Genomic DNA, 13,944 nt, shown 5'->3' with positions numbered 1-13,944 from the left:
GATGGAGATTATCAGCAATCTTATCAATGGAACGCTTGTATTCTCTACAGCCTTTATCTTTGCGGCTCTCGGTGGGCTGATATCCGAGCGCTCGGGCGTCATTAACATCGGGCTTGAAGGTTTTATGGTGTCGGGGGCATTCTTCTCCGCTATCATTGCTTATTATGCGGAAAACGCTGGATTAGGCGGATTGTCGCCATGGCTGGGGGTGCTGGGAGCCTTTATATTTACAGCGATTTTCTCCAGCATTCATGCGGTCGCATCGATCCGGTTCAAGGCTAACCAGGTCGTCAGCGGGGTTGTCATCAACATTCTTGCGGCCAGCTCTACCTTCTTCCTGGTCAAGCTGATCTTTCAAGGCTCGGCGGAAACGCCGCTGTTAACGACGGTGTTTCATAAATTATACATTCCTGTGCTCAGTGACATTCCGTTTTTCGGCAATGCGTTCTTTAACACGTATTCGACGACATACATCGCCATTGCGCTTGTGATCGTCATTTATTTCATGCTCTACAAAACTTCATGGGGGCTAAGACTGCGTGCCGTCGGCGAGCATCCGGGGGCTGCGGACACGGTAGGGGTCAAGGTAAACCGGATGCGCTATATGGCTGTCATCCTCAGCGGCTCGCTTGCCGCGCTGGGAGGAGCCACCATCGTGCTAACCTCGAACGGCAATTTTGCGTTTAATACGATTTCAGGACAGGGTTATATCGCGCTTGCGGCCGTTATTTTCGGAAAATGGAATCCCGTGGGCGCTATGCTGGCCTCCTTATTTTTTGGCTTGGCCCAAGCGGTGAAGGATCAGCTGCAAATTTTCGAGTTTGCGGCCAGCATTCCGAATGAATTTTTCTACATGCTGCCGTATGTACTGACGATGCTTGTACTGATTGGCGCGGTAGGGAAGGCCCGTGCACCGAAGGCGCTAGGGGAGCCTTATGACGTAGGGAAACGATAGGAAACAGGCATGTTTGATTGAGGCTTGTTGTGATTCACCATTAAGATAACAAGCAGGAGTAAAGGGGCTGGAGTCGTTTAAGACCTCCAGCTCTTTTAAAATTATGGGTGTTATCAACGAAGATAGACGAAGATAAACGATGCAGTGTCACATAAAGAGGTGTTTTTATTGGATAGCAGATGGGAAAGATGGTTTCAGCTTCGCGAGGAAAAAACAACGGTACGCACTGAAATGGTAGCCGGCTTAACTTCATTTATGACAGTAGCCTACATTATTGCCGTCAACGGAGCTATTCTGAGCCTGGCGGGCATGCCATATGAAGCGGCTACGATCGTGACGGTGATTTGCTCCTTTATCGGCTGTATGCTGATGGCGCTGTGGGCCAATTCGCCTTTAATTCTCGTTCCGGGCATGGGAGATAATGCGTTCTTCGTCTTTACGCTCGTATTTTCGCTTGGACTGAGCTGGCAGCAGGGACTGGCTGCGGTATTTTTGGCGGGGATCATATTTATGATCACGACGGTAACGAAGGGAGCTGACTATTTATCCCGGTCGATCCCCGGGTCGATGATTCATGCGATGACGGCAGGGATCGGATTTTTCATTGCCTTTTTGGGCTTGAAAAACGGGGGGATCATCGTAGCTAGCGAAGGCACCTTCGTAAGCCTCGCTAATTTAAGTGAACCGCATGCGTTAACGACGATTGCTACTCTGGTCATTGCCCTGCCGCTCTTTTTGCGGAATGTGAAGGGGAATTTCTTGATTGCAATCATCGCGGGAACGGGGATTGGCGCGGCGCTGGGCATTGTGGATTTTACGGTGCTGCGTGACTTTAACCTCTCTTTTGGGGGATACGGGGAGCTGTTTCTCGCTTTGGATTTTAGCGGGATCGGGACGTTCCCGTTTTGGACTGCCGTGTTCTCGCTGTCGATGGTCATTATATTTCAAAATATGGGGGCCCAGCTCGGCATGCTCCCGAATAAGTCGAAGTTCAGAAAATCCTTTCAGGCGAATTCCATCTCAGTCATCAGTGCGGGATTGCTTGGCTGCAGCCCGATGACGACGGCGGCGGAAGGGGCGACCGGCATCGCTTCAGGCGGAAGAACGGGACTTACCTCATTCACCGCAGGTCTGCTGTTCATCCCGGCCTTATTCCTTGTTCCCTTGTTCAAAGTCATCCCGAGCAGCGCCATTGCGCCGGTGTTGATCATTGTAGGATGCCTGATGATTATGTCGATGAAGGAAATTCCTTTCGATGACTTTACCGAGGCTTTCCCGGCCTATTTGATGCTGGCGATTATGCCTTTATCTTTCAGCATCGCCAATGGGATTGCGTTCGGCTTCATTGCCTATCCGATCGTGAAGTGGGTGACTGGCCGCCGGGCGGAAGTATCGGTGACGATGTACGTCATCGCCTTTTTCTTCCTGCTGTATTTCATCTTAGGATCGATTTAGAAACGTAGAAACGGGACGAGAATGGTTAATGAACGTGGAAGGCTCTGAGAGCGTCGCAGTTAAATTCCTCACTTGGCAAGTTGATTTTTCACCATTATGATGAGAGGGATACAAGATTTCCTCAAGTTGAAAAATCAGGAGGGGTATTGTGGCTTCATATTATTCATCCCCATCCATCAGGACGGGGTATCAAACAGGCTCAAAGCTTGCTAAGTGGATCAAAGGAATAGGAATACCATTACTACTCATCGGCGCCATCCTGGTCGGCATACTGCAGATCCAAGCGCCGCAGGCGGTTGGGCCGGATGCGCCTCTCACGGAATTCTCCGCTGCACGTGCGATGGAGAAGGTAAAAGTAATTGCAAAAGAGCCTCATCCCGTAGGATCACCTGCTCATGCCGAGGTCAGGGATTATCTTATGGCGGAGCTGAAGGGGCTTGGGCTTCATCCCGAAATTCAGGAGATCGTGGCCTTGGACCGGCATGATCAATCCTGGACGCTGGAGAATATCATGGTACGGATTCCGGGCACGGATAACAGTAAGGCATTGATGATTGCCGCGCACTATGATTCTGTTCCTACTGCGCCGGGTGCCGCAGATGATGGGGCAGCGATTGCAGCAATGCTGGAGACAGTCCGAGCCTTACAAGGATCTGGGCCGCTGAGAAATGATCTGATTGTGCTCATGACCGACGGAGAAGAATTGGGTATGCTAGGCGCACGGGAGTTCATGAATGAGCATCCGTGGGCTAAAGAGGTTGGATTGGTATTCAATTTTGAGGCCCGGGGGAACAAGGGTCCGTCATTTATGTTCGAGACCAGCGACCAGAATGGTTGGATCGTTAAGGAGTTCATCAAAGCTGCTCCTCAGCCGATCGCATATTCGCTCGTATATAACGTATATAAACTGATGCCTAACGATACCGATCTAACGATGTTCCGGGCCGGGGGATTAGCCGGGCTGAATTTTGCCTTTGGCATGGGGTTGAATTCTTACCACACAATGCTCGATACCCCGGAAAATTTAGACCTGGCCAGCTTGCAGCACCATGGAGAGTATATGCTGAGCTTGACGCGGCATTTTGGCGATCTTGATTTGAATCAGCCGGAAATGCAACAGGAGAATCGGGTGTATTTTAACGTGTTTGGCTGGAAGATGGTAAGCTATCCCGAATCCTGGGGAATTGGGCTCATGATATTTGCGGGAATATTATTTACGGTAACACTCTGGTATGGGATGTACCATAGGAGGATTAATTTTAAAGGGCTTGTTGGAGGCTTTATGATTACTCTACTCAGCTTGGCAGCCGCAGGTGGAGTGATTACTTTGGCGTGGAGCCTGTTGCGTTCTAACATGCCGGCGGATCAATATGAAGCGACGGTTACCGATCCTGGCATCAGCATTTACTATTTTATCGGCCTACTGGTGTTTACTGTTGTGATGAATCTGCTGTTGGTCCGCTGGATTTCACGATATATTCGCGCAGAGAATCTTTGGGCGGGCACACTGCTATTGTGGTTCTTGTTATGCGTACTGACAACGTTGTATTTACCGGGCGGAGGCTATTTATTTATCTGGCCGCTGCTATTCAGCTTAGTTGGCTTAAACCTCTCCTTTCGAATGGAGCAGGGGGCCTGGACATGGGTGTCCGCTCTATTTGCTATCCCGGGTCTTATTCTGTTTACACCAATTCTGTACCTCGTATATATGATGATGACACTGGACGTGGCAGGCATATTATTCACTGTGGCTGCGCTGGCGCTCTCATTGATTTTTCCCGTATGCTGTAGAGCGGTGAAGAATCGCAGATGGGCCTAGGGCACGGGCTCGGTGGCAAGCCTACAGTCAAGTACACAGGCATATAGGCAACCATCTAATTGAAAGAACAATATCCTAACTTCTAGGGAGTATTCTCGTGTTATAGGGGATACTCCCTCGCGTTTTACTTTAGCTTTTCTCTTCAGGGGACTTCATTAGCTTGCGATTTTGCAGAGTTGCGGCGATGGGAAAATGGGACAACAATTTCTCAAGTGTGACGCTTACGGCGGATAACTCCTCATCAGAGAACAATTTACCTAGATCCTCGTGCAGCGTGTTTTCAAAATGTACTATTTTCTCGTACTTTTCCCTGCCGAGGTCAGTTAGTTGTAATAACACGTATCTGGCGTCTTTGGGATCGCTAATTTTATGTACCAGTCCATCTTCCACCATTCTATCAATTAACCTGGAAGGGCTCCCCGTTTCACAGACAAGCAATGAGCCGAGATCTTTCAGATTTACAGGCCCCCATTGCTTCAGTACTTGGATAACCTCGGATTGAGAAGCGGTTAAATTGATTTTTTTCATATACTCATTGAGCTGTCGGCTTCCTAATCTTTGGGCGGCCAAAATATAATAGCGGAACCGCTCGGCCTCGAAGCGAGATAGTGGTGGCATAGAAAAACCTCCAAATAATTACGTAAGTATTTGCGGCGTAACCTCAGGATCATGATTAGCGATAATCCGCCTGCAATCGTCTCTTAACGAGAACTCTTGTACCCAACGAAGGGATTGGATCGCCTCTTCCTTATTTGTTATGGCGCCCGGTAATACGAACTGCGTCCAGGAACGTCTTGAATAGCCCACATCGCTAATCAGTAACACCCATCCTTTACTCGTCTGTACCATGACTGTAAATTGGCCTTTGCTGTGGCCGGGAGTATGCACTAAATAGAATGAGCCGTCCTTAAATAAATCGATACCTTTATTATAAGGGCCGAAGGGGATCACTTCCAGCTCGAATGTTTGAATAGGCAATCCCCGCCACATCGAACGAATATAACCGAGGTCTTTATTGGCCGCATCCCACTCCGGCTTGCTCGTTAATATCGTCTTGGCATGACGAACATGTTCAACTCCACTGACATGATCTAAATGAAGATGGCTCAAGAGTACAAAGTCGAGATCGGTATCCGTTAGCCCTACTGTCTTTAAATGCTCCCGTACAGATTGCCCAGGCGGCAGTTTCCCTTTGAATAGAGCGTTGGCGACTAAGCCCAAGTGTCCTCGGGGATTGCTGCGAATCGCTTCGCTCCATCCTGTGTCTACAAGAATTTTTCCTTTAGGGTGGTTTATAAAATAAGCGGACACGGGAAACCAGCTCTTCTTCGAGCTTGGACGGAAAATTCCAGTGTGTGGAGCGGGGTGCACGGTCTTCTCTTGGTAGGCAAGTGCCCGATCAATATAAACCTCGCCCGTATGCCAAATGTGAATGGTTGTTATATGAATCTCCTCCTAATAGATGATGTGTCATTTAATGTGTTGATCCTATAATAAATGACATGTCATCTATTTGCAAGAGAGAGTTTATGAGTTATATGAAACAATACAATCCTCTCAATATCATCCTCATATATAAGCCATAAATTGTTCGTACAGCTCCTCCATGCTCAGCATGCGGATATGATCAGGAAAACGGTCATGCATTGCGCATACGGACAGTTTGTATGCGGGATCAATGTTATATTGCTTGAATGAGCAGCGATTGAGTTCGTTGCAAGTACTCAGCTCAATCCGCTCGTGATCGATACGGATGGTGAAGGAATCGAGCGGCAGGGAAAGCCCCATGCCCGCTGCTTTAATATAGCTCTCTTTTAACGTCCATAAATCGAAAAAGAAACTTAATTTGGCCTCACCCTGCCTGCTATAAAGATCAAGGCACTCCTGCTTGGAGAAAAATCGTTCGGCGATGATTAAATCCATCTCCTTTATCTCTTCTACATCGATACCGACAGGTGCATCGTCTATGGCGCAAACTACCCATTTGCCCGAGTGGGAGTTGTTAAAGTGCAGCTTGTAGTCTTCCCTCAACGACGGCTTGCCGTACGCATTTTGAATCAGGTGTATATCCCTGTTCTTCATGTTCATCTTGCTGCAGATGATCAGCCTGGAGAGAATATCGGCTGTTAAAGTTCTAAGCGCATCTTCTTTATGTATAAATCTATAAATTCGTTCCTGTCTCTCCATGGGGAGTACATTTATGAGTCTCCAAATGGAGAGCGAGGCAATATTCGGTTCTAACTGCACACCGTAGATCTCGGTCATGTTTACTCCCACCTAATCTATTCCATCGATAAATCACATTAACTTCCATTATAAGGGTATTGGTGCATAGAGCAAATGCAAATTACATGCACAACACATGTCACCTGAACATTGCGCGTATTTTCCGCATACGTTGTTGTACCAGAAGGGAAAATGGAGTGCTTGCTGTACGGTAAATTTACAATTGTGATAAAGTTAAGTTGAAGAATTGATGAGGAGGGTAACACTATGCTGAATCATGCGGAACACGATGCCTTGCCGCCTAAGACTTGTTCTATTGAACGCCTGGTCACCTTGCCGGCCGATGTGGAGAAGGTATTGGCAGGGCGAAAAACAGCTGCCCGCCGCAACGGCCGTTATGCGGATGTGGGTGAAATTATGACGCTGAAGGGCCGGGATTTTGTAGTGGAGCAAGTATATTCCCAAGCCCTCGGTGATTTGTCCGAAGAACAGGCTGTGCAAGAAGGCTATGCAAGCCTTGATGAGTACAAGCAGTCCATCCTTTCGTTTCACCCGGGTATGCGTTGGGTGCCAACAATGCGGGTCTGGGTTCACGAATTCAACCCTATACAGAAATAAGTTCATTTGGAAACATTGCGTTTATCCTTATGTACATTCTTGTGCTAGGGCAATTACATCAATCGGTCCATTTTTTGTCCTGATTCCGCTTCTCCTCCGGAATCTTCTCCGATTATGGTGAGGCGAAGCGGGGACATCAAGGCCTATTTATACGTTCAGACCGGATCCGGTCCGGCATGCGAAGTTTATAGTTGCCAACTATAGTTATGGTAGTATTAGGGTTGATAGGTTATAATACCCTAAAGCAATACGGCTTACTACATGCGCCCTACATCTATGTTTGTACACAGATGCGAGAGCGCTTTCTTTTTTTTCATAGTAAAGTAGAGCAGGAGGTTTTTTGAAATGGTAAAGGTTTATAAAAATGAGCGTGCCAAGCAGAAGGTCATGGCATCCTATCAGCGGCTGTTAGACATGTGGCCGGTAGACTTCAGGGAACATGACGTCCCCACCAAGTACGGCATAACCCATTGCATCACGGCAGGCAGCCCAGACCGGCCGCCACTGCTTCTGTTTCACGGGGTTGGCGATAACTCGGCGGTAATGTGGGTGCTGAACATTGAACAATTGTCCCGCCATTTTTATTGCATCGCCGTAGATACTCTCGGGGGTCCTGGCAAGAGTACGCCTAACGAGCAATTTACGAAAAACAGCTTTGTTCAGGTGGACTGGATCAATCAGATTATCGATCATTTTCAATACGAGCGCGTTTATATTGCCGGTGTATCCAATGGGGCATACATGGCGTACAATTACACAGCTTCGAATAGTACAAGAGTACATAAGGCCGTTTGTATGGAAGGCGGGATGGTTACCAACCCATTAAAAACGATGATGCGGACGCTGTTAATGATGTTTCCGGAAATATGCATTCCAACCGAACGAAATTTGCTGCGCATATTGAAAAAACTCAGCTCGCCCAATTCCGATCTTTTTGATACATATCCATTAATAGGTGATCATTTGGCTCTATTAATGAAAACCCATAATCAGCAAGCGATGTTTGTACATAAGGTGGAGAAATACAATCCGGAGGCGGGGATCGCCGCGGGCAGCCAGCTGTATTTTCTTGTGGCTGAGCACCGGATTGATTTGCAGCGGGATTTTCTTCGCATATTGGATGAAGGGAAATATCGGTATAAGGTCATTCCGGATACAGGCCATGGAATTAACCATGAACAGCCTGAACGGGTAAATGAAGAAATCGTTAGCTTCCTGTTAGCGTAATGTAATAGACAAGAGGGGCTGGTCTCTCGGTTATACAACCGGAAACCAACCCCTCTATGTTTTGTTGCTCAATTACTGGATTATTACAGGGATCTCTTCTTCGCTGATCATATTGTAAGCGTAGTCCCCAATCCGTTCTAAGGTAATTAAAAACTTATCGCCAGGCTGCAATTGCAGGGATGCCACTGCTTCGTCCTTTAAAGTAATGAGCAAAATCCCATCCTCGAGGCTTAGAGTGAAATGCTCACCGAGAACGAAATCCTCACTGCTGCTTTCATCAGCCGACTGGTATTTAATGTCTATATGGAAGTCAGCATACCCAACCAGCGGTTCGTCGGCGATTATTGTAATTGTCCCGGCACTGTATACAGAGTCCGTGACTGCCGGCGCTGTTGTATCCATGATGACAGTCAGGAGAGAACTGTCGACTACGGCATCATTTTCATAGAGAGTCAGCTTTAAGGAAGCTGCAATGCCTTCGTTGGCCCCCTCCTTAAGAGAAACTTGCAATCCGCCTTCAGCTCCTTCGACATCGATAAGCTCAGATTCCGAAGTTATCTCGAGATAGCCGATGACCGTCTCACTATCCTCAAGTATTTCGAAATGATGAGTTTGATCATTGTATGCTAATTCCAGCACGTGATCTCCCCTTTGAACTTGGAGGAGGCTGCTGGCATTGCGGAAATAGTATGGATCCGGTGAACTTATTTTAGAGCTGTCTGTAAAAATCAGTATGGGATCGTAATTAACGCGACTGCTGTTGAGTACAAAAGCCGATGCCATGGTCAAGGATAAAGGATGTTTCAATTCAATGACTGAGCTAGGTCTGGAAAGATTGCCGGCTGGATCCACGGCAAATACGCGGTAAAGTCCTGCCTCCAGTTCGGCCGTGCCGATTGGCGTTTCGGTGTTTGCAGCAGCGATCCGTTCCTTTCTGGCGATCTGCTCAGCGACGAGACCTTCCAGATCAGCTTGATTCACCGGTTCGTATATTTCCGGAACAAGGTATAAAAAGCCGGTCTCACTGCTGGCTGCCATGAGATTGCTGCCTATGTATACAGGAGTTTCGGATATGATGCTTACGCTAGGGGCGATTGTATCCCGTTCACTTTCATTTCCGCTGTTTCCAGAACCTGAGCCGCCGCTACTGCTGCCGCTGCCGGTACTGCTGATAAATGGTGCTGGTGTATTGGTCTCTGGTGTTGTTGGTGGTGTTGGAGTTGAAGGAGGCGTTACCTCATCTGAAGGCGTGGCTGGAGACGGCTGGGAATTCCGTCGCTCTTCTAATTGCTGTATGAATTTATTCGCTACAAGGGCCGCAGATTGGCGGTCAGCGCTTTGGAGCGGGTTAAAGGTGCCATCAGGATTACCTTTGATTAATCCTAGTTCGACGGCTGCGGCTACCGCATCCCTGGCATAGCCGGAAATCGAATTACTATCGGTGAAGGTGAGACTGGCCCCCTTGCCGCTGGCATCTATGCCGAGAGCCCGGCAGAACAAAACGGCCATATCCTGTCTTGATAAACTATCGCCATTCCCGAATTGAGAGTTGCCGTATCCATGAATAAGCCCGGCTTTAGCTGCGGCTTCTACAGCTGCAAAAGAATAATGACTCGCAGGAACATCATTGAATGTAGCGGTTCCCGGCGCACTGGTTACATCCAGTCCCATCGCCTTGGCGAGAATAATCGCGAAATCCTGCCTCTGGATTTGTGAGGTTGGATTAAAATTACCATTCGCATCACCGGTAATAATTCCTCTCTCGGCCAAATTTAAAATAGCATCCCTCGCGTAGGAACCGTCGACTTCCATAATGAAGCTGGTTGCGGACGCGGGTGCAGCTAACGTGCTGAGCAAGGCCGTTGTAGTTAAGACTTTGGCCACAAGCTTTTTGCTCACAATTATACCTCCTTTTACATAAAAATTATGTATATTCTGTGACTATATCAACCATCTTAGAGTATCGTTTCACAAATGGCAATCATTTCACTTGCTAGCAGTATATTCCCCTCGTAACACTAGAAAAGATTTTTAGAAGAGAGGCTGTACTTGGCTTCTATCCGGTTTCTTTTCAGCTGTTCTATGATAAGTTCTGCATATTGTGCGAATTCCCCCGATTGCTGTCCCAATCCACACTTGTTGTTACAACCAGGAAAGGTATAATGATGATAAATCATTTCAATTTATCCACAGTTGGAGGTTTGTCATGCACACGAAAAAAAGTTTGCTGGAACAGCTTGAAGGCGCTGGCATTAACCGGCATGGGACCGTGCTGATGCACTCGTCTATGAAAAGTATTGGCGAAGTAGAGGGAGGAGCAGACACGGTTCTGGATGCCCTTTCGGAATATATGAAAGACGGGCTGCTAGTTTTGCCCACACATACTTGGTCTTATATCAATAAGGATAATCCGAAATTTTATGTCGAGACCTCGGAGGTATGTGTCGGTATTCTCCCTGAGTTATTCCGTAAACGTCCAGGCGTGATCCGCTCGCTTCACCCGACGCACTCCGTAGCGGCTCTTGGAAAGGATGCAGCCGAGTTTACTAGTGGAGACGAGCGTTGGGATACGCCCTGTCACCGGGAGTCGGCCTGGGGCAAGCTGCTGGATAGAAAAGCAACGATTTTGCTCGTAGGGGTAGACTTACGCAGAAACACGTTTATTCATGGAATTGAAGAATGGGTCGATATTCCGGGAAGAATGACCGATGGCCATGAGCAGTTGTACACGGTGCTCCCGGACGGTAGAGAGATTCTGGTGCCCTCCCGCCGCCACTGCGGCCTGTCCTGGTCGGAGCACTTCTGGAAGGTCGAAGGTGTACTCGAAGAACAGGGAGCGCTTTATCGCACACGTCTGGGCGATGCTGAGGTTCTGGTTTGCGATACGGTAAAAACGACGGATATTCTCACGGATATGCTGCAGAAAAACCCGGATTTATTCTCGGATAACGAACCATTGGCACAGTAAGCGATTTTTTGCGCCGCGGGAAGTTTCCATCGCGGGGTGTTTCGCTGCATGATGCCGGTAGGTCCGTTGCTGTGCAGTGCTTCATGATGCAGGTCGACCACAATGCTATGCCGTATGATGCGGTCGGCCGCGATGCTATGCCGCATGATGCGGTTGGCTGCGATGCTATGCCGCATGATGCGGTCGGCCGCGATGCTATGCCGCATAATGCGGTCGGCTGCGATGCTATGCCGCATGATGCGGTCGGCCGCGATGCTATGCCGCATAATGCGAGTCGGGCGCGATGCTATGCCGCATAATGCGAGTCGGGCGATCACACATGCAATTATAAAGCCGGCCGTTTTCCGCGGCCGGCTTTGTGGATTATTTTTTTATAATTGGAATCCAAATTTCGCAAAGATAGTCTTCGGCCGAAATGTCGCCCGGCGAATAGACCTCCAGCTCGGGTGCATTCGCGACCTCATAACCGGTAGCTGGGAACCACTCCTGAAATATTCGCTCAAACACGTGCTGGATTGCATAAGGAACCGGCCCGACAGCGTTGAAGATGGCCCAGGTGCTGCTGGGAATGGCAGTTAGATCAAACCCTTCCGCAGCAGTGCTCCGATCTGTTGGCATGGCAATCATATAAGTAAAATCCCCGCTTTCCGGCTGCATGTTCATGCATGCTCCAAGGAAATTCCCGCCGTTGCCGAGCGAAGCGAGCTTATCAATGGAACCATTCTGGTGGCACTCCTGCCAAAATCTTGAGATCTCCTCCTTGTTGTTACATTTTACTTCAATCGATTTGCCGATGACATTAAAAGCCTCTTTGTCTACGATTCTGTAATCCATATCTTGATCTCCCTTCATTGACAGATGGAAGGAAATGCGTGGAAACGCTTTGAGGCTGACACCGGGAGAGCGCGCCTCTGAAGGCGGGACGCCATGAATTTTGCGAAAGGCTTTAGTGAAGGACTCGGGAGAATCGTAGCCGTACTTTAACGCCACATCTATCACTTTGGAGGATGTCATCGCCAACTCCTGGGCAGCTAAAGTCAGTTTGCGCTTGCGCGTATATTCGGCTACAGTCATCCCGGTTAACATGAGGAACATTCGTTGAAAATGAAATGGAGATACGCAGGCTGCCTTAGCAACCTCCTCAATGTTCAGACGTCCTTCCAGCCTTTGCTCGATTAACTCTAAAGCATCCATCATTCGCAACAACGCATCCAATCGTATAACCTCCTCTTACGTAACATCCTATCACCCGCAGGTGGGGTTCTCCTGTCTTTTTGTGCTTGCTTTGAACAGGTCATACGGACAGGTCCATACAGCTATGGTACCCTAACTTTTCTCGGTATTCTATGAAGATTACAGATTTTGTAAGGATCCTGTAGTAAAATAGTATCTGTGAACTCACAACAATAAATTCGATGATAGGGAGAGTGGGCAAATGGTGCAGGTGAATGAGACAGTGATCGTAACAAAACAGGCCTTCAGCGCGGTTGGGCTGCGTTGGGAAGGGACGTTTGCCGAGGCGGGTGCAGGCGGTATACGTGTAATTCAGCGGGAACTGCAGCATCGATGCGGTGAAATTCGCGGTATCGCAGATCCGGGCCATTTCTACGGCTTATCTTACCACGCTTATCCGGGTGGAACGGGGTTTGTACACTATGCGGTATTTGAAGTGACCGATGCCGACCAAGAGGAAGTTCCCGAAGGCATGGTCATGGTTCATGTTCCAGCAATGAAATATGCGAAATACGAGCACCGGGCCGGTCAGAATATCGGCGATTCATATAGCGGCATTTACGCCTGGATTGAGCAACAGCAAGACCTTCGGACGCTCCCGCAGGAAGGGGATGAACTGACGCATTTTGAAATCTATCCGAGCAATCAGGATCCTGACAGCACGCACCCGGAGTTTACGATCATGATTCCTGTTCTGGAGGGTTAATCCACTGCTCCCCCTTAATAGCATGACCTATAGCACGGCTTATGTGGCTCATAGCTTGACTCAGAGTTATGACTCAAAACATATTTATAACTTTGACACATGGCGTGACACATGGTGTGACACATGGCGTGACACATGGCATGACACATGGCATGACGTATAGCATGCCCTTCCATAGAAACACTGAGAGTGACTGTTGACCAAGAGTGGGCTAAAGGGATTAATCCCCAGCCCACTCTTATTTTTTAATGACAAAAGAGTGCATACGCATGAGAGTTTCGATCCAGGGGGTTGGTAACGGACTTAGGATCCGCTATTTCGCCGGGAATGGGGTAGAGCATGGAGCTTACGGACCCTGGTTCCGCTATTGCACTCAAACATAAGCTAAATACAGCGTGTTGTGGCAAATAGAGGCTTCTGTGTCCGATACGAACCCAAAATATGCAAAAAACCTCAAATAGCAAATCGTCTGTCCGTTAGCTAACCTAGCTCACCTCCCCCACCTACCTTACCTACCACACCTCACCTCACCTCACCTTACCTTACCTAACTTCATCTACCCAAACTCCCTCCCTACCTCCCTACCTCCCTACCTATCTACCCTACCTCACCTCAAATCACCTAAACTACCTTACCCTACAGATAGAACCTTACGATGAAATATTCCTTTTACATACAGCTGATCATTTATTGTAGAGGTTTCGGAAGTTGTAATTTATAATAGGAGCTTGGGACGG

General features: G+C 48.2%; 13 protein-coding genes. 8 read left to right on the top strand and 5 right to left on the bottom strand.

Annotation, left to right across the window (positions count from 1 at the left end; translation table 11 throughout):
• The first annotated feature begins 1 nt into the window (after position 1).
• The 3 genes from G358_RS0112040 to G358_RS0112030 all read left to right on the top strand — a co-directional run bounded on the left by G358_RS0112040 (position 2) and on the right by G358_RS0112030 (position 4,229).
• Entirely contained in the window at positions 2–955 is a 954-nt protein-coding gene (locus G358_RS0112040) for an ABC transporter permease (RefSeq protein ID WP_019637479.1), read from the top strand.
• Between the two features lie 168 nt (positions 956–1,123).
• Complete coding sequence (locus G358_RS0112035; RefSeq protein ID WP_019637478.1) at positions 1,124–2,410, top strand: NCS2 family permease; 1,287 nt, start codon at positions 1,124–1,126, stop codon at positions 2,408–2,410.
• Between the two features lie 148 nt (positions 2,411–2,558).
• Complete coding sequence (locus G358_RS0112030) at positions 2,559–4,229, top strand: M20/M25/M40 family metallo-hydrolase (RefSeq protein WP_019637477.1); 1,671 nt, start codon at positions 2,559–2,561, stop codon at positions 4,227–4,229.
• Positions 4,230–4,358: 129 nt separating this feature from the next.
• Here the strand turns inward: G358_RS0112030 and G358_RS30045 are convergent, their stop codons facing one another.
• The 3 genes from G358_RS30045 to G358_RS33960 form a co-directional block, all read right to left on the bottom strand.
• Positions 4,359–4,847, bottom strand: coding sequence for a MarR family winged helix-turn-helix transcriptional regulator (locus G358_RS30045; RefSeq protein WP_019637476.1), 489 nt, complete (start codon positions 4,845–4,847; stop codon positions 4,359–4,361).
• 18 nt (positions 4,848–4,865) lie between these two features.
• Positions 4,866–5,540 carry an N-acyl homoserine lactonase family protein gene (locus G358_RS0112020; protein ID WP_019637475.1) on the bottom strand — a complete coding sequence of 225 codons (675 nt, stop codon included), beginning with the start codon at positions 5,538–5,540 and terminating at the stop codon, positions 4,866–4,868.
• Positions 5,541–5,798: 258 nt separating this feature from the next.
• The gene (locus tag G358_RS33960) at positions 5,799–6,494 is read right to left on the bottom strand and encodes a 4'-phosphopantetheinyl transferase family protein (RefSeq protein WP_019637474.1); all 696 of its coding nucleotides are present in this window, start codon (positions 6,492–6,494) and stop codon (positions 5,799–5,801) included.
• A 228-nt stretch (positions 6,495–6,722) separates the two neighbouring features.
• Here G358_RS33960 and G358_RS0112010 point away from each other — a divergent pair, with 228 nt between their 5' ends.
• On the top strand, positions 6,723–7,073 hold the full coding sequence (locus tag G358_RS0112010; protein WP_019637473.1) for an ASCH domain-containing protein: 351 nt from the start codon (positions 6,723–6,725) through the stop codon (positions 7,071–7,073).
• 345 nt (positions 7,074–7,418) lie between these two features.
• Positions 7,419–8,300, top strand: a complete 882-nt coding sequence (locus tag G358_RS0112005; protein ID WP_019637472.1) for an alpha/beta fold hydrolase — start codon at positions 7,419–7,421, stop codon at positions 8,298–8,300.
• A gap of 72 nt (positions 8,301–8,372) precedes the next feature.
• On the opposite strand, the gene G358_RS34280 is transcribed toward G358_RS0112005, so the two are convergent.
• Positions 8,373–10,199 (bottom strand): S-layer homology domain-containing protein, encoded by a 1,827-nt coding sequence (locus tag G358_RS34280; protein WP_019637471.1) that lies wholly within the window; start codon positions 10,197–10,199, stop codon positions 8,373–8,375.
• A 307-nt stretch (positions 10,200–10,506) separates the two neighbouring features.
• On the opposite strand from G358_RS34280, the gene G358_RS0111995 reads away from it, so the two are divergent.
• Entirely contained in the window at positions 10,507–11,268 is a 762-nt protein-coding gene (locus G358_RS0111995; RefSeq protein ID WP_019637470.1) for an AAC(3) family N-acetyltransferase, read from the top strand.
• A 71-nt stretch (positions 11,269–11,339) separates the two neighbouring features.
• Positions 11,340–11,567: a hypothetical protein gene (locus G358_RS30035; protein ID WP_157274344.1), complete on the top strand. Its 228-nt coding sequence runs from the start codon at positions 11,340–11,342 to the stop codon at positions 11,565–11,567.
• 64 nt (positions 11,568–11,631) lie between these two features.
• On the opposite strand, the gene G358_RS0111985 is transcribed toward G358_RS30035, so the two are convergent.
• Complete coding sequence (locus G358_RS0111985) at positions 11,632–12,483, bottom strand: AraC family transcriptional regulator (RefSeq protein ID WP_019637468.1); 852 nt, start codon at positions 12,481–12,483, stop codon at positions 11,632–11,634.
• A gap of 220 nt (positions 12,484–12,703) precedes the next feature.
• On the opposite strand from G358_RS0111985, the gene G358_RS0111980 reads away from it, so the two are divergent.
• Positions 12,704–13,207 (top strand): GyrI-like domain-containing protein, encoded by a 504-nt coding sequence (locus G358_RS0111980; protein ID WP_019637467.1) that lies wholly within the window; start codon positions 12,704–12,706, stop codon positions 13,205–13,207.
• Positions 13,208–13,944 lie beyond the last annotated feature (737 nt).

This window comes from Paenibacillus fonticola DSM 21315, from assembly GCF_000381905.1.
Classification (GTDB): Bacteria; Bacillota; Bacilli; order Paenibacillales; family Paenibacillaceae; genus Fontibacillus; species Fontibacillus fonticola.
This window is presented reverse-complemented; position numbering and strand designations above follow the sequence as displayed.

Excerpts from the sequence above, each read along its gene's own strand:
- G358_RS33960 (WP_019637474.1), bottom strand. The coding sequence starts at position 6,494 with ATGACCGAGATCTACGGTGTGCAGTTAGAACCGAATATTGCCTCGCTC.
- G358_RS0111980 (WP_019637467.1), top strand. The coding sequence starts at position 12,704 with ATGGTGCAGGTGAATGAGACAGTGATCGTAACAAAACAGGCCTTCAGC.
- G358_RS0112005 (WP_019637472.1), top strand. The coding sequence starts at position 7,419 with ATGGTAAAGGTTTATAAAAATGAGCGTGCCAAGCAGAAGGTCATGGCA.
- G358_RS0111995 (WP_019637470.1), top strand. The coding sequence starts at position 10,507 with ATGCACACGAAAAAAAGTTTGCTGGAACAGCTTGAAGGCGCTGGCATT.
- G358_RS0112010 (WP_019637473.1), top strand. The coding sequence starts at position 6,723 with ATGCTGAATCATGCGGAACACGATGCCTTGCCGCCTAAGACTTGTTCT.
- G358_RS30045 (WP_019637476.1), bottom strand. The coding sequence starts at position 4,847 with ATGCCACCACTATCTCGCTTCGAGGCCGAGCGGTTCCGCTATTATATT.
- G358_RS0112040 (WP_019637479.1), top strand. The coding sequence starts at position 2 with ATGGAGATTATCAGCAATCTTATCAATGGAACGCTTGTATTCTCTACA.